General features: G+C 60.5%; 15 protein-coding genes. All 15 read right to left on the bottom strand.

The genetic code is table 11. The features are described 5' to 3' along the window. Positions 1-15: 15 nt before the first annotated feature. Entirely contained in the window at positions 16-1,263 is a 1,248-nt protein-coding gene (locus U1A53_RS08260; protein WP_322280181.1) for a mandelate racemase/muconate lactonizing enzyme family protein, read from the bottom strand. Continuing rightward, complete coding sequence (locus tag U1A53_RS08255) at positions 1,260-2,258, bottom strand: D-2-hydroxyacid dehydrogenase (protein WP_322280180.1); 999 nt, start codon at positions 2,256-2,258, stop codon at positions 1,260-1,262. The genes U1A53_RS08260 and U1A53_RS08255 overlap by 4 nt, the downstream gene beginning before the upstream one ends. Then, positions 2,255-3,175 carry a dihydrodipicolinate synthase family protein gene (locus U1A53_RS08250; protein ID WP_322280179.1) on the bottom strand — a complete coding sequence of 307 codons (921 nt, stop codon included), beginning with the start codon at positions 3,173-3,175 and terminating at the stop codon, positions 2,255-2,257. Before U1A53_RS08250 ends, U1A53_RS08255 begins: the two co-directional genes overlap by 4 nt. Further along, on the bottom strand, positions 3,172-4,239 hold the full coding sequence (locus U1A53_RS08245; protein WP_322280178.1) for a sialidase family protein: 1,068 nt from the start codon (positions 4,237-4,239) through the stop codon (positions 3,172-3,174). The genes U1A53_RS08250 and U1A53_RS08245 overlap by 4 nt, the downstream gene beginning before the upstream one ends. 28 nt (positions 4,240-4,267) lie before the next feature. Beyond that, positions 4,268-5,653 carry a hypothetical protein gene (locus tag U1A53_RS08240; protein ID WP_322280177.1) on the bottom strand — a complete coding sequence of 462 codons (1,386 nt, stop codon included), beginning with the start codon at positions 5,651-5,653 and terminating at the stop codon, positions 4,268-4,270. A 110-nt stretch (positions 5,654-5,763) separates the two neighbouring features. Next, positions 5,764-7,422, bottom strand: coding sequence for a phosphate ABC transporter substrate-binding protein (locus U1A53_RS08235; protein ID WP_322280176.1), 1,659 nt, complete (start codon positions 7,420-7,422; stop codon positions 5,764-5,766). Further along, entirely contained in the window at positions 7,419-8,924 is a 1,506-nt protein-coding gene (locus U1A53_RS08230) for an alpha/beta hydrolase fold domain-containing protein (RefSeq protein ID WP_322280175.1), read from the bottom strand. Before U1A53_RS08230 ends, U1A53_RS08235 begins: the two co-directional genes overlap by 4 nt. A 2-nt stretch (positions 8,925-8,926) precedes the next feature. Next, a complete protein-coding gene (locus U1A53_RS08225) occupies positions 8,927-10,231 on the bottom strand; it encodes a hypothetical protein (protein WP_322280174.1) in 1,305 nt (434 codons plus the stop codon). Then, positions 10,228-11,406, bottom strand: a complete 1,179-nt coding sequence (locus U1A53_RS08220) for a hypothetical protein (RefSeq protein ID WP_322280173.1) — start codon at positions 11,404-11,406, stop codon at positions 10,228-10,230. The genes U1A53_RS08225 and U1A53_RS08220 overlap by 4 nt, the downstream gene beginning before the upstream one ends. Further along, on the bottom strand, positions 11,403-12,143 hold the full coding sequence (locus tag U1A53_RS08215; RefSeq protein WP_322280172.1) for a phytanoyl-CoA dioxygenase family protein: 741 nt from the start codon (positions 12,141-12,143) through the stop codon (positions 11,403-11,405). Before U1A53_RS08215 ends, U1A53_RS08220 begins: the two co-directional genes overlap by 4 nt. Further along, the gene (locus tag U1A53_RS08210) at positions 12,140-12,952 is read right to left on the bottom strand and encodes an aldo/keto reductase (RefSeq protein ID WP_322280171.1); all 813 of its coding nucleotides are present in this window, start codon (positions 12,950-12,952) and stop codon (positions 12,140-12,142) included. The genes U1A53_RS08215 and U1A53_RS08210 overlap by 4 nt, the downstream gene beginning before the upstream one ends. Next, positions 12,949-14,241 carry a phosphopyruvate hydratase gene (eno, locus tag U1A53_RS08205; RefSeq protein WP_322280170.1) on the bottom strand — a complete coding sequence of 431 codons (1,293 nt, stop codon included), beginning with the start codon at positions 14,239-14,241 and terminating at the stop codon, positions 12,949-12,951. Before eno ends, U1A53_RS08210 begins: the two co-directional genes overlap by 4 nt. Next, positions 14,238-15,182 carry an aminoglycoside phosphotransferase family protein gene (locus U1A53_RS08200; RefSeq protein WP_322280169.1) on the bottom strand — a complete coding sequence of 315 codons (945 nt, stop codon included), beginning with the start codon at positions 15,180-15,182 and terminating at the stop codon, positions 14,238-14,240. Before U1A53_RS08200 ends, eno begins: the two co-directional genes overlap by 4 nt. A gap of 7 nt (positions 15,183-15,189) precedes the next feature. Beyond that, positions 15,190-16,005, bottom strand: coding sequence for an aldolase/citrate lyase family protein (locus U1A53_RS08195; RefSeq protein WP_322280168.1), 816 nt, complete (start codon positions 16,003-16,005; stop codon positions 15,190-15,192). A 6-nt stretch (positions 16,006-16,011) separates the two neighbouring features. Next, a complete protein-coding gene (locus U1A53_RS08190) occupies positions 16,012-17,196 on the bottom strand; it encodes an SGNH/GDSL hydrolase family protein (RefSeq protein ID WP_322280167.1) in 1,185 nt (394 codons plus the stop codon). Between the last annotated feature and the right edge of the window lie 4 nt (positions 17,197-17,200).

Here is a 17,200-nt window from a genome sequence, read left to right as displayed (position 1 = left end):
TGTCCTGCCACAACTTCACGGCAGCAGCACTTTCCCTTTCACGGAGCAGAACTCGCCGCTGCCGGGCTCAAACGGGTATTTTTCGGCGAAGCCATCGGGCAGTCGCACGCCGAGGCCAGGCGTGTCCGCGAGCTTCACGCGACCGTTTTCCAAAACGGGGGGCTCGATCCACAACTCAGTCATGAGCGGCGCTTCGATGTGTTTGTTCAGTTCGGGACGGGAGGGATTGTAGGCTGCCATTTCGCAGATGGCCGTGTTTCGGCTGGCAAAGGCGGCGTGGAGGTTCGCTGCGGCTCCAGGCGTGGCACTCCAGGCATGAGTGGCGATGTTCACGCCCTGCAACTCGCACAGTCGCGCGATCTTGATGAAGCTCATCAGGCCGCCCATGAAGCTCGCGTCGAGCTGGGCGAGCGCGAAGGGCTTGTGCTCCAGCCAGTCGCGCCATTCCTCCATGCTGCTGAGGCATTCGCCACCCGCGACGGGGATGGTCGTTGCTTTGCGCAACTCGGCATACGCGCGCATGTCGGTATAAGGCAGCGCCTCCTCGAAGAAGCCGATGGGATAGGCTTCGAGCGCGTTCAGCACGAACTTCGCCGTCGCCACGTCCCACAGGTGATCGCCCTCGGCGAGGTTGTCCATGTGCGCGTCGAGATTGAGCTGGAAGGTGTCGCCGAAGCGCTCGCGGAGGAACTCCACCTTGCTCACCTCGACATCACGCGCTTCCTGCGGCGTGCGTGAGGCCAGGATCGGATGTCCGGGCCGATACAAGCCCGCGCCGAGCTTCACCGCATTGAATCCGCAGCTCAAATACGCCTCCACCTTGCCCTCTAGTTCGCCGCGATCATGCGGGCTCGTGCCGCCCGTCGCGTAGCACGGCAGCGACTCATGACAGCGCCCGCCGAGCAACTCATACACCGGCACGCCGAGCATTTTTCCCTTCAGATCGAGCAACGCCGCCTCAATCCCGCTCAGCACGATGCTGCCCAGCCCGACACGCGCCCAAAACTTCCCCGCTATGAACATGCGGCGATACAGCGCATCCACATCCAGCGGCGATTGTCCGATCAAAATGGGCTCGTAAAACGCCACGATGTCTGGCACGCACTCCGGCACGAAATAGCCCGCATACGTTTCGCCGAGGCCGGTCAACTCCGTGTCCGTCTCGATCACGATGAACGCCGCCGAGCGTCGCACGCGTGATTTCATGAAAACATCCCGCTGTGGCGCGGTGGAGAGAATGGTGCGGACTTTGGTGATTTTCATTGGAGGTCGTCAGGTGGGATGACATTCAGCAAAGGCTCGCCCGCGGCGAAACGGCGGGCGTTTTGGCGGAAGATGTTCAGCAAGCCCGCACTGTAGTTCGGCGAGAACGAGGTGCCTGAAATGTGCGGCGTGAGAATGACATGCGGAAAGGCCCACAGCGGATGCTCCGGCGGCAGCGGATACTGATAATGCGTGTCGATGGCCGCGCCGCCAAGATGCCCGTCACGCAGCACGGCGAGCAACGCAGCTTCTCGAATGAGCGTGCCGCGTGCGGGATTCAGCACGAAGGCTCCTCGCGGCAACGTGCGCAGCTCTGGCTCGCCGATGATGCCTTCCGTCTTCGTGGTGAGCGGCAAAGCGAGAATCAGGAAGTCGAGGCCGCTGAGAAACGCCGTTGTTTCTTCCTCGGTGAAGTAGCGATCCGGCAACGAGCCATCCAGATCGCCCGTGCCCGCGATGAACGTCGAGTCTGCCCGCGACTTCACACCCGAGCGTGTCAGCACATGCACCGTCATGCCCATGGTCTTCGCCAGCCGCGCCGTCTCGCGCCCAATGCCGCCGTAACCCCAGATGCCCACCGTTTTGCCACGCACCTCGCCCGTGAACTGCGCCGACCTCTCCCAGATGCCCGCATCCTGATGCCGGATCAGCGTGCGCACATCCCGCACGAGATTGATCATCATCGCGATGTTCCATTCCGCGATGGGACAATCAAAAATGCCGCGAGCATTCGTCACCAGGACACCGCGTTCGCCCAGCCGATGCGGAAACAAGTGCGAGAAACCCGCCGACTCGATTTGCAGCCAGCGCAGGTTCTTGAAGGCCGCGATATTCGGCGGTGCATGGGTGCAAAACATGACTTCAACTTTATCGGCATCGTCTTCAGGCCACGGAGCATCGGCAGGCAGTCCGCGCAGCACACGCACGTCGAGTTCGTCGATGTCAGGCTCCGCCGTGGCGAATGGCAGCGCGGTGGTGAGGCAGAGGGGCTTCATGGCAGCCAGTGGGGCAGATTTTGACGGAGCAGCGCGAGATAGCGGTCGAAACGCTCGTCGCTCACGCCTTCATACGGCGGCAGCAGGCGCAGGGGGAACTTGGGATCGTGGACGCGGCAGAAGAGCTTGTCGAAAGCCCCGTCCATGTGCGCGGTGCTGCCGACAGCCTCTTTGAAGGCGGCGATGAGGCCGTCGAAATCACGGGCGATGGCAGCAAGCTTCGCAGCATCCTGTTCACAACCCGCGCGGAAGTACTCGCTAGCACGAACAAAGTTCGTCGAAGTGAACGAGATGAGGAAGCCACACTCGCCCATCAACGCAGCTTTGGCGAATCCTGCCTCGGTGATGAAGTGCTGGAGCTGCGGAGACGCCGTCATCAGGCTCGTGAGCCTGGCCTCATCCGCGGTGCTGTTCTTGGTGGCGACGAGATTTTCATACTCGCCAGCCAGGAGGCCGTACTCGGCTCCGGTGACGATTCGTCCGGTGCGCATGAGGTTGTAGTGCAAAAACTCGCAGTCGGGGAAGCGGCCGCAGGTCTCACGAAAGAAGGTTTTCAGCTCCGCGTCGTTCAAAACGCCCCAACTCGGCAAACTGAGCTGAAATCGCCTCGCGCCCATGTCGCGAGCACGCTCGATGCGCTCGATCACCATCGGCAGCGACTGGCTGATGAGACCAATCATCGCCTGCACGCCGTCGATTCGCGTTTCATCGAGAAACACACGCGTGACCGCGTCGAATTGCGTTTCGGTGACTGCATAGCCTTCACCTGCGGTGCCAAAGATATAGAGATCCCGAATGCCGCTGGCGATTTGCAGCCGCACCGACCGGCGAAAAATGACCTCTTCGAACTCAAAGCGTTCATTCCACGGTATGCAGCATGTGGCGAGGACGCAGGGGCGGTAACGAGGAGAGATCATGGCATCGGCGCTTCCCAGATCGCCACACCCATGTGATAGCGCTGGTGGTTCTCGGAGGTCTTCGAATACCAAGCGGTCACCAGTTTTCCATCGGCACGTTGCACGGTGCTGGGATAGCCGCAGTCCGATTCGAGCGTGTGAGCGATGCGAATGGTTGTGCTCCAGGTTTTGCCTTCATCGCTGGTGAGCTTGGCGAGCACGCCGAACTGGCCTTTCACACGGCTGCCATGCACAAGGAGGATACGACCATCTTTGAGACGAACAAGGTGTCCGTTTATCTCGTTCTTGGCAGTGACGCGATTCGGCTCACCCCAGGTCACGCCATCGTCTTCGGAGATGAAGAGATCCATGCCTGTCTCACGTGCGGCTGCCATCCAGCGCTTGCCGCCGAGGTGAAGAAGCGTGGTTTCGTTGCCGGTCTTGTGGATGGTGCCAGTGCGCACCCACGTTTTGCCATCGTCATCGCTGCGGAAGTGCCAGGAGCGGTAACCCTTTGTCTTCGTGCTGATGGCGAACTCTTTCCACTCGCCGCCGTAGCAGGAGACATGCAGTGCGCCGTCAGCGCCGATCTTGATGTCGCCAAAGGGGATGTAGCTCGTCCAGCCGTCATCAGGCGCGGGGAATGATTTGATCTGCGACCAAGATTTGCCGCCATCGCTGCTGCGGCAGACCCAGGTGCTGAGGATGTCATCGCGGAAGACGGGCTGCTTCGGACGCTGCGGTTGTTTCACATCGGTCCAGCCGGAGCAGAGCACGAGGAGGTCGCCGTTCTTCGCGAGACCGGCGGCGACGTTCATGCGGTTGGTGTCCGCATCGTTTGGAGCGGGGATGCCGCGCAGTGACCAGAACTCGCCATCAGGACTATTCCAGCATTCCGCAGCTCCGGCGACCTGACCATGGCTCGGTTTGCCAAAGATGGTGGTGTTGATGCTGCCATCCGGCATCAGGGTGAGGTTCGGCCAGGCGCAGACGTTGTCGATGGCGACGAAGCGCTTGATGGATGGCGGGGTGGCTTCCTCGGCTTGAAGCGAGGCGAGGGCGAAGAGGAGAATCAGGGAGCGCATGATAAGGAAGGGCAAGATGATGAATGAGTTAGTCGGCGAAGCGGAGCGCATAGAGATCGGCGTCTTTAAGTTTCACTCGAAGTTGGATGGCTTTGCCTTTGAGAGAGCTGACATCGAGGACGGAAGCATCGAGATCGTCGCCATAGAGTTCGGGCATTTGGGCAAGGGGCTTGCCAGTTGCATCCTGAGCCTCGATCAGGATCGATCCGGCGGCGGAGGTGGAATAGTTCAGGTGAAGTTTGCTCCCGGTGAACTTGATCGGATGTGTTGTAAATTCGCCGCCTTTCGCGTCGGCGTGCATGGAGGCGAAGCCTTGCTTGCGCACGGTGAGGCGGCGGATGCGGTGATCGGCGTGGCGGTAATGCTCGCTGATGTAGAGCGACCACTCGGTGTCGCTGCTCTCGATGACACCGTTGGCGGTCATGTTGTTGCGGTCAGTCCAGTTCTTGAGATCGGGACCGGGGCGCACCCAGGCTTCGAGGAAGGGGCGATCCCAGTTCACGCCATCGCGGCTGGACATGAAGACGGCATCGCTGACACCGGGGCCTTCGTGCTCAGGCACCTTCTTCCGTGTGGTGACGAAACGTTTTGGGAATGAGAGAAAGAGATGTGGTGCAGTGGGGCATGGCACCGTTGCGCTGGTGTAGAAATGCTCCATCGGCACGTCTTTGGCATAGCGATGCGGGACGCCGTCACTCCAGGCGAGAAAGTCGGCGGAAGTGCAGCTCTGTACGGCACGGACTTTGTTGCTAAAGATTCGGCTGAAGCAGGCGTAGCGGCTCCGCGTGGTGTCGAAGAAGGCGAGGTTCTGCGAGTCGAACGCACCTTTGGTGATGACCGGACTGTCCTTCATCTTCTTCCAATGGATGCCATCCGCCGAGGAGAAGGCATACAAACCTCCGGGCGTTTCACCTTGATGCCAGTTCTTGCCAGGCTGCTTCACCCCACCAAGAGCCTTGTAGCGTTCCTCAGGCTTGGAATTGGGGTTTCTGTCGAGGAATGGCGAGAAGTTGTGCGACTCGACCCCGCGCCAGATGACGTTGTTGTCCTTCGTGCCGCCAGCCTCGATCAAACCGAGATTCGGACGCGTGAAATGGATGCCGTCGGTGCTTTCGGCAACGCAGGTGACTTGGGCATCGCTGTGATCCGAGCCGCCGGAGGAGCCACGGTAATACAAGAGCACCTTCTTGCCATCCTGGATGACGGAGAAGTAAGCGCACGTCGGCCCTTCCCAGGGTTTATCGGTGGTGAGCACGATCTCGCGCCGCACGGGCTCGTGGAGCTTCAAAGAGACTCCGCTTTTCTGTGCGACGAGGAATTCATCGACAAAAAGCTCCCAGCGTGAGCCGAGGTCGAGAGGTTCGGCGCACGCGGTGGTGGCGAGGGCGAGGTAAAGGAGTGAAGCGGCTTTCATGGCAGTAGTGATCAGGAACGGTCGATAGGCAGCAGAACCAACGACGCTTTTTTGGTCCTTTGAGCAGACCAGCCACCTCCAGGACTTCTTTTTCCATCCGTCAGACCACCTCACTCCACCTCGAAATCCGAGAACAACACGCACCAATTCCACAGCGGATATGGCTGGCCTACACGAGTGCCATAGGCGGCATCCGCGAAGGTGTGAACGGAACGCTCGGCATCGGAGTCGCGCAGATTGCCGTAACTGAAGGATCTCTGCGCCACCACCGGCTGTCCGATGGCAAAAGGTGTGCCATTGCGCAGTTCACGCGGCTCGTAGCGCAGCACGGTGACGCCGTTTTCCTCGCGCACGCTGCGAATCGGCACGCGGGTGTTCGTGCCGGAGGTGTTCGTCACGAGGAACGCGCCTTCATCAGTTAGCGGCTTCAGTTCCTTGGCAAAACGCCGCGTGAGCACCAGCTCCTCATCGCCGTCCGCAGTCTTTTGGATCACGGCAATCGCCCCCAACGCCGCCGCGAAAGGATGACAGTAATTCACACGGCATTTTTCGCTCGCTGGCAGCGCTTTGGCGAAGCGAATGCGCACGTTCGTTGGCGAAACGACTTCGACAGAGGTCAGCGTAAGTGTTTGACCACCACCACCGCGCACCTGGAATCCCGCAAGCGAGGTGAAGCCGCCCTTGATGGCAATTTCCTGCCGCATGAGGAAGTTCATATCGATCACCAGCGGCGGTCGCGGCACCGTAAACTCGATCACGACACCATCTCGCGTCGCATCGAGCTTTGCGCGACGCGGACGCAGCGGCTGCCAGTCTTCGTTTTTATGCAGCACGCGATGCATCACCTTGCCAACTTGCTCGCCCCACCAGCGTTCGCCATCGGCGGAAAGGTGGATGGCGTCGCCGTGCCGACCTAGCGTCGTGCGGCTGTTGATGGCGCTGGGCACGGCGTAGTGAGGTCCGACCATGTAGATGGAAGTGACTGCATCTGCCGCCATGAGTTGCGCATCGCCAGATTGGCTGAGGGTTTGATAAGTAAACATGGGCAGCTCCCCACGCTGGCCTGTGATGGCGCAGAGGTCTGCCGACCACTGCTTGCGATACGCCATGAGTTGATCGCGATACCACGCTAGGCCTTGTGCTCTTGGAAGCTCCGTATCCCAGCGTGTGGGCATGATGCCGCCCGTCGGCCCGCCATTGCCCTCGCCTTGCATCCAGTAGAGCGCTTCGATGCGAAAGCTCGCGCCCATCGCCTTCGCCTGCTCCATCGCGCGCCGTGCATCATCGAGGCTTGTACGGTAATACCCGCCGCCGTTGCGACGCGACTCCGGCGTGCGTTCATCCGTCGAGAGATCCGCGCTCGAAAGCTCCTGGATTTGTCTGCCTCCTTGACCCGCACATGCCACGAGAAAATGTGGCGGCCCATTTTTCTTCGCTCCCACGAGCGCCGCTTTGAGATGATCCGCCAGCCCGCTCGCTACCGTCTCTCCGAGTCCGCCATTTGCCTGCGCGCGAAGAGGCACCAACCGAAACTGCTCTGCGGGGCGCTTTTCTGGAGTGGCGGAGTTATCGCGAGGCAGCCAGGTGCGCACACCGCGCTTGAAAGCAAAGTTTCCCCAGCCTGTGACATCGGTAGTGACAATGGGCAGCGACTCCGAGCCGTCGCACAACGATTGCCCCATCAGCCAGATGCCGGAGATGGCTGGCTTCGGCTCTTCCGCAAAGGAATGAGAAAGCAGCAAGGCTGTGGCGAAAAGGCAGCGCTTCATGGATGTTCAGTTTTGAATTGTTGAAGAAGCATCTCCTGCATCGTGGTCGTCGGTTGGCCATCCAGCGGATGGCGCACCTCGCAGTTTACTCCGAGCGGCTTCAGCGTGTCTTGCATCATCAGGCCGAGCAGTGCGCTGTGTGTCGGATCTTTCTGTGCTTCGCCTTTGATCAGGGGTTTGTCGTCCTTCGTGCAGAGGATGAAAGCGGGTGGATCATCGGCGCTGGCGTGGGACATGGGCGAGTAGCGGCGGAGGTCGTCGAGGTGCTTGTCGCGGTTCGCGAGGAAGGGAGCGAAGGTTTTTTTCCGTGTTTTGCCGAAGTAGCCAAAGGCGTGGCCGCCGTATTCGCTGTTGGGAATCCATTCGACGAGTTGCTTCGGATCAAGCGATGGCTGCGGGGCTTTGGTGACGGTGAAGATGAGTCGTGTAGATTCGCGTGCGATGGGATCACTGCTCTTCGGATCGGCCATGTCGTCGTGCATGGCGAGCCAGAGGCTGGAGCAGCCACCGGCGCTCACGCCGCTGGCGGCGATGCGGGTTTTGTCGAGGTTCCACTCAGCCGCTTTCGAACGCAGATGTTGCAAGGCACGCGCGGCATCTTGCAGCGGCCATTGCAGCGGTGGCGAGACCTTCGCGGCGTTCGCATCGGCGAGGAAACGATAGTTGATCGACGCCACGGCGATGCCGGCATCGAGGAAGGCACGCACATCGAGATGCTGGTGGATGTCCGTCTTGTCCTGTGCGCCCCAGCCGCCGCCGTGGATGTAAAACACGACCGGCGTGGGCTTCGCGGACTTCGCCAGCCACACGTCCATCGTCTGGCGGAAATGCGGACTATACGCCACATCGACGAAGGTTGCTGGCGTGGCATCAGACTTGTCGGTGGCGTAAAGCTTGCGCACTTCGGCGGGCGGCATCCAGCCTGCACGCATGAGGCCATGGATCCGATCAGCGAGGCTGCTGCTTTGCCCGGACTTCTGCGCCTCTGCCCTAGCTTCCTGCAAGCCGGCCTCATGGAGGTCCATCTGAACTTGAGGCCGATGTTCGTTGATCACGGATTGCACCGCAGCCAGTTCTTCATCAGGCTGGATGTCTGGTGGCAGCGCATAAAACATCGCCAACGGATTCACACACGGCATGATGAGCACGATCTGCTGCTTCCGCGTCTCCACTGCCAGCGGATCATCGCTCAGGCACCACTCTGCAAAGGCCATGGCGCCAGTCGTCCCCGTGCGCTCCGGTCCGCTGTGCAGCGTCGTCATGAGACAGACCTGCTTGTCGGTGTTCTTCACTGTGGCATCGGTGATCTTGAGCAAATACACCGGCATGTTCTGTCCACTCATCCCGCGCGATTCGAGCACGGCGACCTTCGGATACGTCTTCCGCCAATGCGCCAGTGTGCCCGCATACTCCTCCCACGTCAGGCGATGCATCGGCGGATATTTTTCCTGCGCCGCGAGAGACGAAAGGAGAGCGAGAAAGGCGAAAGCGAGATGTTTCATGGTCAAAGCGAGTTCATCCATAGCTCCAGATGCGTCCAGCCTTGCGGCGAGGGCTTGGAGGAGTCGGCGGGATCGTTTGGGTTCAAGCCGTGGGCTTGCTCCCAGGCATCGGGCAGACCGTCGTGATCGCCGTCAGGTGATGGAGCAGATGTTTTCAATTCGGGCCAAGCATCCGCAGCGAGTTCTTTGGGCAGGCGGCCTGTGCCATCCTTAACACCGGTGATGATGCGCGTGTCCACGGCATCGCGTTTGGGTTTCACCGCGCCGACTTCTTCAAGGACTTGCGGATAGGCGAGTTTGACGGCGAGTGGTTCAAAGGGGAGAGGTTTGTCACGCAGAATGAGGGTGCTGCCGGGTTTCAGCATGAGCAGGTCGGCTTGCACGTTGATCGGTTGCGGTGGGTTATCGATTTGATTGCCGTCGAGGTAGATCTCGGCGGTCGAGCCTGCGTAAATGGTGAGTGCATTGGCCCGATACGTTGCTGACGTGTCTGCGCCGGGTTTGAGGTAATTGCCGACGTAGTTCATGGCGATGCGCTCGGGCTGGTCGGCCATGTCACTGCCCGTGTAGCCTGCGCCGCTTTGCCAGTTGAAGATGACATTGTGGCGAAAGTCGATGCTCGGGCCGGGATCGTTCTCATGACCCTTCATCGTCTGGTAGCCACTGGGGCGTGGATTGCGCGCGCGGTTGCTGGCGTAGAGATTGTGCAGGAAAGAAATCTGGCCGTGATAAGAGCCAATGATAGAGCCGAGGCCGTGTGAAGTAAGCGCCTCGGCGATAAGGCAATGTTGCACGGTGATGCGGTCGGAATCGCGCGTGACGGAGAGGCACTCATCGGTGCTCCAAGTAGCGCTGCAATGATCGACGATCACGTTTTGTGCATCCCAGATCGTCAAAGCATCCATGTCGCCGGGTTGGGAAGTTTTATCGCCAGGACGACAACGCAGATGCCGCACGATGACATCATGCGTGTTGCCGATTTGCAGTTCATGCCCCTTCAGACAAATGCCGTCGCCTGGAGCGGTCTGGCCTGCGACGGTGATGAAGGGATGCAAGATGCGCAGGGGCTTGGTCAGCTCAATGGTGCCTGAGACGCGGAAGATGACCGTGCGCGGCTCGCGCGCGTCCAACGCCATTCGCAAGCTACCGGGCCCGTCATCGTGAAGATTCGTCACCTCAATCAACCGGCCACCACGCCCGCCGAGCGACCACTTCCCCGCGCCCTCCGCGCCTGGAAAGGCAGGCAGGCGGTCGGCGGCGCTCACGCAAAATGCCGCGAGTGTGAGGATGAGAAGGAGGCGCTTCATGGTCGGTAGTCTGGGGGGATGAGTTTCTGCAATTCCTGCACATCTGCGCCCTCCGCTTTTGCATTCGGTATCGGTTTGCCATTGATGAGGCAGTTTTCCCAGGAAGCTGAGCCAGTGACTTTGAAGTCGAGATTTTCAAAGGTGCAGTGCTTGCCGGTGACGGTCGAATTCAGCGCGATGGTGCCCATTCTAGGCTCCACGAGGCGACGCAGCAGCACGTTGTCGAGATTGAGTCGGCAGTCGCCTTTTTCACGTCCCGTTGTGGTGAAAGGATTCAGCGCCGAGGAGAGCACGAGTGCGTTCGTGACGGAGTAGCGGCCCTCATCGAGAAAATAGAGATCAAAGGCCACATTGCGGGCTAGGAAGAGGTTCGTGTAGCTCGTCTGCGCCGTGCCCGTGTCGCAGATGCCCGTGCTATTGCCGATGCTGACGAAGCCATTCACGCGATACTGCGCGGACTCATGCGCGCTGATGCCATCATCACCGCACTCGATGGCGCGGATATTTTCAAACACGCAGTCTCGGCAGTCGCCGTGGATGTTGAAGCCGTCATTGTAGGGATGCGTGGCGGTGAGGTTCTTGATCACGAGGTGCGCATTGTCTCCGCTGAACTGCACGCCTGCACTGCGCACCGGCACGAAGATGTTCGCCTCGGCGAGCTTCTGGCTTGGAGCGAGCTTGATGAAGAAGGTGCCGTATATCGCCTTCGATGGTGGTTTCTCTCGCGATGGGTCTTTGATGAAGGACCATTCACCTGGCTGGAGTTCCTCCGGCTTCTTCAAAGGCTCGCTTCTCCCTTTCGACGTGCGACCCATGAGCTGCATCTTGCCATCGAAGAGGAAGAACCAACGGCCAATGAGGGCGTCGCTGAGTTGAGGAAGCAGATTGTCAGCAGCGAAGATGCCAGGGGAAACTTCTTTCCACTGCGCAGGATCAAGCGGGTCGGAGCCTTCAAGTGTCGCGCCGTGACCATCGAGCGTGATGGGTTTCCCAGCTTCGCCTTTCTTGTCATAGAAGCCGGCATAGTCACGATACACCTTTGGTTCGAGATGAATCGTGTCGCCAGGCATCGCCGCTTTGATCGCATGCGCGATGGTGGGCTGGTCCTTGCCGACATGAATGTCGGCAGCGGCCGCGTTTTGCAACGCGAGAGCAATGACGAGAAAGCGTTTCATGCGGGTGGTGTCGCGGCCACAGCGGCAGCATAGGCTTCTTTGAGCTTTGGATCGGTCTGTGTGTGGCTGCCGCGATAGACGAGAAGGAGGCCGAGGCGGGAAAAGTCGGTCGTGTTCGGCGCGGAGTGGTGGATCGTTTCACACTGATGGATCGTCGCGTCGCCAGGCTCCAGCAGGCCGCAGAATTGCTCGCTGAGCGACACACTCGGCGGCTCCGCCAAGCCGATGCTATTGCCACGCACGCCGCTGGGCTTCGTCGGCTGCATGCCGTCCTTGTGCGAGCCTTTGATGAAGAACACGGGGCCGTTCGCCTCGGTCACCGCATCAATCGCGATCCACACAGTGAGCATGTCCGGTGGCATCTGGCAGAAGTAGGCGTTGTCCTGGTGGTAAGGCACGCCGGAGCCGATGCGGGCGGGCTTGCTGAACGTCTCGACGCCGGCGAGGATGGGATCGCCATGCACGAGCGGGGCGATGAGCGCGCGGATGTCTTCACGTTCGCCGAGCTGGCGGAAGAAGGTGCTGTATTTCTCCAAGCGCCAGAGATTGCGCACGGTCTTCTCATCCTTCTCGAAGGTGCGGGCATCAACGGGCTGCGCGGCGAGATCGTCGCGTATGTAGCGATCTAATTCGGCACGCACGGCGGTGACCTCATCGGCGCTGAGGAACAGCGGGATGCGGACGACGCCGTCGCGTTCGTAGTCGGCGACGAGTTGGGGTATGTCGGGAATGTTCATGAGATGAGTTGGTTCAAGAGGGTTTCATCATCGAAATCCAGCGCGGCAAAGGCCTGATCGAGATGCGCGGGCGAACGTCCGCCGACGAGCACGGTGTCAATGCCCGGCTGATGAAGCGCCCACGCGAGCGCGAGATGTGCCTGCGAATGCCCGGTGCGTTTGGAGACGGCTTCGAGCTTCGCGAGTCGCTGATAAGCTGACTCATGAAAATACACCTGCTGATGGCCGGGGATGATCTCGAAGCGTGAACCGGCCTGAACGCCGCCTTGGTGCTTTCCAGTGAGAAACCCGGCTCCGAGCGGGCTGTAGGTGACGATGGAGATGCCGTTCGCTCCGCAGTAGGCGCGGAATTCGTCACTCACGTCGCTCACGGCGAGGTTGTGGTTGTTTTGCACGAAGCTGAACCTCGGTCCTACAGCTTGGAGTTGTTCCAAGGTGAAGTTGCTGGCTCCGAGTTGCTTTACCTCTCGCTCATCGAGCGCGGAGTCGAGTTGAAGCGCGGTTTCGTGCCATTGATGAAGATAGAGCAGGTCGAGCTTCTCCACACCGAGGCGCTTGAGACTACCGGTGATGTCGATGCGATCATACGGTGGCAAAATCTTCGTGGCGACGGTGATGCCTTCGGGTTTCCGAGACGCCAGCCACTTGCCGAGGATCGTCTCCGATGCGCCACCACCATAGGCCGCCGCAGTATCGAAATGCCGCACGCCGCGTTCCCAAGCGTGATCGAGCAGCGCGAAGGACGCCGCTTCGTCGATCTCGCGACCGAAGGTGACGCAGCCTAGGCCGATGTGGGGGCGCTTTTTCATGTGAGCTGGATGCCTGCGCTGGAAAAGATGCCCGCGCCGATGAAGCGGGCGCGTGAGCCGAGCTGGCGCTGGATGCGGAGGACTTCGTTCCACTTGGCCATGCGCTCGCTGCGGCTGAAGGAGCCGACTTTGAGCTGGCCGGCATTCGTGGCGACGGCGAGGTGGGCGATGAAGGCGTCCTCTGTCTCGCCGGAGCGAGCGGAGACGACGGGCAGCCAGCCTGCGGCCTGCGTGCGGCGGATGGCTGCGATGGTTTCGGTGACGGTGCCGATCTGGTTGAGCTTGATGAGCACGGCGTTGGCAGTGTTCGCGACGATGCCGCGCTCGATGCGTACAATGTTGGTGGTGAAAAGATCATCACCGATGAGCTGACAGCGATGACCGATGGCCTGGCGCACGATCTTCCAGCCGTCCCAGTCGTCCTCGGCCATGGGGTCCTCAATGGAGACGATGGGATACTTTTCGATCCAGCCGATCATGAGCTGCGCAAACTCCTCGGTGGTGAAGCGGCGCTGCTCCAAACCAAGCGTGTAAAAGCCGTCGTGATACAAATCGGTGGCAGCGATGTCGAGCGAGATGCCGACCTCGCGGCCCGGTGCGTATCCCGCGCGCTCGATGGCGGCGAGCAGGGCGTCGAAAACATCCTCGTTGCGATCAAACATGGGCCAGTAACCGCCTTCATCGGCCACACCAGCGAGCAGACCGCGCTGCCGCATGATGTCGGCGGCGGCGTGGAAGACGTTGGAGGTGACTTCGAGCGTCTCGTCATACGATTTGGCATTGAGGGCCATGATCATGAAGTCCTGGATGTCGATGCGGCCTTGCGCGTGCTTGCCGCCGCCGAAGATTTGGATCTCGGGCAGTGGCAGCAGTGTGCCCTCGCCACCGCCGAGGGATTCAAAGAGTGGAATGCGTTTCGCATTCGCGGCGGCCTGTGCGACGGCCATTGACGTGCCAAGGATAGCATTGGCACCGAGACGTGATTTTCCGAGTGTGTCGTCGAGAGTGATCAAAGCCTCATCTAGGCCTTCTTGATCGAACACATCGCGTCCGACGACCTCGCGGGCGATTTCGCCTTTCACATGCGAGACGACCTGGAAGACCGATTTCCCGCGAAACCGGCTTGGATCACCATCGCGAAGCTCCAAGGCCTCATGATGACCGGTGGAGGCTCCGGAGGGCACAAGACCGTGGCCGGTGGTGCCGTCCTCGAGCGTCGCGATGACCTCCACGGTGGGGTTTCCGCGACTGTCGAAGATTTGCAGAGCATCGAGCGAGGTGATTTTCATGGAGTGATCCAGTCAGCAGTGAGTGCGGCAAGTGTGGAAGGCGGATGAGGCAGATGAGCGAGAACGAAACGCGTGATGAAGCCGCGTTGTGCCTCGGAAAGGTATTCGACAGGAGATTTGCCATGCACGCGAGCGAGCAGAAAGCAGAGTAGCAGGCGCACGGTGCGTTCTTCAAGATCACGACCGCATGCGGCAGTGTAGGCGGACCAAAACGCGGGAACGAGTTCGATGGCTTGCGGATGCAGCAGCGCCTTCAGATGCAGGTGTGTGAGCAGAAAGGCCGTATCGAAAGCTGGATCGCCGAACCACGCGCATTCGGCATCGAGCACGATAAGGCGCTGCGGGCCGGTGAGGAGGTTTTTGGGGCTGAAGTCGCCGTGGACGAGGGCGAGCTTGGTTTCAGCGAGTCGTGCGACTTCGGTGCGGAGGAGATCGGCGACTTCAGGGACGCGGTTGGCGGTGGTGAGCAAGTAAGGCTCGATGCGGAGGGCGTGGAAGTTGGGCAGCGTGTCGAATCGAGTGCGTGCGGTATCATCGAGCCACGAGGCGGCGTGCAGGCGACCCAAGACTTCGCCAGCGAGCTTTGCGGTGGCGATGTCGGCATCGCCGGTGAGGAGCGAAGTTTTCCAGTTGGGCATGTCGCCGAGGTATTCCATCGCGAACCAGCCATCGCCGCCGCCGAGGATGCGCGGGACGGATTCCGGAATGATGGGCGCAGCGTATTCAAAGAAGGCCTGCTCCACGCGATTGCGTGAGACATCGGCGAACCAGTCGTCTTTGACGCGGAGCTTCTCCAAGGCTGTTTTGACGACGATCTGGCCTCTATCGGACTCAACGAGCACGATGTCGCTCGACACACCGCCGGTGAGAGGTGTCACGCGTGCCTCGCCGTCGATCAAACCGGCGTCTCGCAGACGTGGAAGGAGATTGGCGGAGGTCACGGATGCCTCAGTAAGTTTTGCCTTCCGGAATGACGGGAGCGCCAGCGACTTCGCCGAGGATGGAGTCGAAGTCAGCGGCGCAGGCGGTGAAGTGGGCGTGGACGGCTCCGAACTCGCTGCCGTGGACGATGAATTGGGCACCGAGGTCGATGAGGGTCTTCGCATCAGCGGCGGAGCCGACGGGGCGGCCCCAGGCTTTGCCGTGCTTTTTGCAGGCGGCGGCGATTTTCTTCTGCACGTCCATCATGACGGGGTCGTTCACGCCGGGGGTGCAGCCGAGGCGCAGGGACATGTCACCGGGGCCGATGAAGAGGATGTCCACGCCGGGAACGGCGGCGATGGCTTCGGCATTTTCGAGAGCCTGCGGCGTTTCGATTTGGACAGTGAGGAAGGTCTCGCGGTTGGCGGCGTCGGTGTAGTCGTCAGGTTTTCCGATCCAGTAGTCGGCATCGCGCCCACCACCGCAGAAGCCGCGGTCGCCGAGGGGTGGAAATTTGATCGCACTGACGAGAGCGCGAGCTTCATCGGCGCTTGCGACATGCGGAATCATCAGACCGGCAGCGCCGTCTTCGAGGAGGCGGTAGAGGCCGTTTTTTTCTTTGGTCGGCGGACGCCACATGCAGTCGATGTCCGCAGCGTGATGACGACCGAGCATGGTTTCGATTTCACGGGCCTCCCACGCGCGATGCTCTCCATCGAACCAGATACCGTCGTAGTGAAAATGGGCGGCCATGGCCGGGAAGAAGGCGATGGGCGAGCCGCAGCAGCAGATGCGGGCGACTTTGCCAGTGCGGAGCTTGGCGAGGACTTTGGAGCGTCTCATGAGAAATCAGTTTTGGGGTTTGAGGTGTTGGGTGAGCAGAGTGGTCAATGCGGAGGCGTCGCCAGCGAGCATGTGGAGGTCTTGAGACTCAATCAAACGACGGGCGATGGCTACGTGCTGTTGTTCTTCAGGGGTGAGCGGAGTTTTCGTCGCGGAGGGCAGTGCGGCGATGACATCCCATTGCTGCAGGCCGAAGCTGAGGGACCAGTTCATGATCCAGGAGTAGCTTTTGTGGAATGACTCGGGCTGTTGCACGGGCAGCGATCCCGGCACGGCGATGATCACGAGATCCTGCTGCATGGTGCGCACTTTTTTGGCGGATTCTTCGAGCTGGGCGAGGGTTTGGCCTTCCGTGGGCCATGAGGTGACGTTGATGACGGCTTTGGGATAGAACTGCTGAATCGCGGGAGCGATGAGCGTGTCGTAAGGCGGCATGGCGAGCACTTTGACGGGTTTGCCAGCTTTGAGGAGAGCGAGCGTGTGGCGCAGCGCTGGTAATGGCGGGCCGATGTCTTTGAGCGAGATGGCTTTGCCTGAAATGGCCTGAGCGATGGTCTCAGCGAAGAGTTTGTGACCGTCCATGTTGGGATGGATGGCGTCGCTGTGGAGCAGGGTCCAATCGAGTGAGTCTTTGGTGCGCACGGCCTCGTAGGCGCCGAAGCAATCGGCAACGATGAGTGATTCGGCTTTGGCGACATCGCGGATGGCCTGGGTAAACTCAGCGAACTTGGCGACAGGACGCGCCGAGGTTTCCAGAATGGAGTTTTGCGTGCAGAGGACCACCTCGGTGTCGATGGCACGGCAGCGACGGATGATTTCGCGGAGGTTGTTTTGGAAATCGACCACGGGCGTGCGCACGAGGTCGTTCATGCCGAACATGACGGTGACGAGGTGCGGCTTGTGAGCGAGAACATCACGCTCCAGGCGCTTGAGACCGCCGGTGGTGGTGTCGCCGCTGATGCCGGCATTGCGCACGGTGACCTGGGCCTGCGGGTGGATTTTTTGCAGGGCGATTTGCAGCATCTCGGGATAGGCACGCAGGCCGCCGGTGTGGTAATAGACGCCGGTGATGCTGTCGCCGATGCAGACGATGCGAACGGGTTCTCTGCCTGCGGCGAGGAGTTGCGCGGTTTTCAGCGGAGCTGCTGACAGCAGGCTCACACAGGCGAGAAGGAACAGGAGGATGCGCATGATG

The organism is Prosthecobacter sp. (genome assembly GCF_034366625.1).
Taxonomy (GTDB): domain Bacteria; phylum Verrucomicrobiota; class Verrucomicrobiia; order Verrucomicrobiales; family Verrucomicrobiaceae; genus Prosthecobacter.
Note: the sequence above shows the minus strand (reverse complement) of the source record. Positions and strands in the feature narration are given on the sequence as shown.

Excerpts from the sequence above, each read along its gene's own strand:
- U1A53_RS08260 (WP_322280181.1), bottom strand. The coding sequence starts at position 1,263 with ATGAAAATCACCAAAGTCCGCACCATTCTCTCCACCGCGCCACAGCGG.
- U1A53_RS08245 (WP_322280178.1), bottom strand. The coding sequence starts at position 4,239 with ATGCGCTCCCTGATTCTCCTCTTCGCCCTCGCCTCGCTTCAAGCCGAG.
- U1A53_RS08235 (WP_322280176.1), bottom strand. The coding sequence starts at position 7,422 with ATGAAGCGCTGCCTTTTCGCCACAGCCTTGCTGCTTTCTCATTCCTTT.
- U1A53_RS08255 (WP_322280180.1), bottom strand. The coding sequence starts at position 2,258 with ATGAAGCCCCTCTGCCTCACCACCGCGCTGCCATTCGCCACGGCGGAG.
- U1A53_RS08190 (WP_322280167.1), bottom strand. The coding sequence starts at position 17,196 with ATGCGCATCCTCCTGTTCCTTCTCGCCTGTGTGAGCCTGCTGTCAGCA.
- eno (WP_322280170.1), bottom strand. The coding sequence starts at position 14,241 with ATGAAAATCACCTCGCTCGATGCTCTGCAAATCTTCGACAGTCGCGGA.
- U1A53_RS08195 (WP_322280168.1), bottom strand. The coding sequence starts at position 16,005 with ATGAGACGCTCCAAAGTCCTCGCCAAGCTCCGCACTGGCAAAGTCGCC.
- U1A53_RS08240 (WP_322280177.1), bottom strand. The coding sequence starts at position 5,653 with ATGAAAGCCGCTTCACTCCTTTACCTCGCCCTCGCCACCACCGCGTGC.
- U1A53_RS08220 (WP_322280173.1), bottom strand. The coding sequence starts at position 11,406 with ATGAAACGCTTTCTCGTCATTGCTCTCGCGTTGCAAAACGCGGCCGCT.
- U1A53_RS08250 (WP_322280179.1), bottom strand. The coding sequence starts at position 3,175 with ATGATCTCTCCTCGTTACCGCCCCTGCGTCCTCGCCACATGCTGCATA.
- U1A53_RS08215 (WP_322280172.1), bottom strand. The coding sequence starts at position 12,143 with ATGAACATTCCCGACATACCCCAACTCGTCGCCGACTACGAACGCGAC.
- U1A53_RS08225 (WP_322280174.1), bottom strand. The coding sequence starts at position 10,231 with ATGAAGCGCCTCCTTCTCATCCTCACACTCGCGGCATTTTGCGTGAGC.
- U1A53_RS08210 (WP_322280171.1), bottom strand. The coding sequence starts at position 12,952 with ATGAAAAAGCGCCCCCACATCGGCCTAGGCTGCGTCACCTTCGGTCGC.
- U1A53_RS08230 (WP_322280175.1), bottom strand. The coding sequence starts at position 8,924 with ATGAAACATCTCGCTTTCGCCTTTCTCGCTCTCCTTTCGTCTCTCGCG.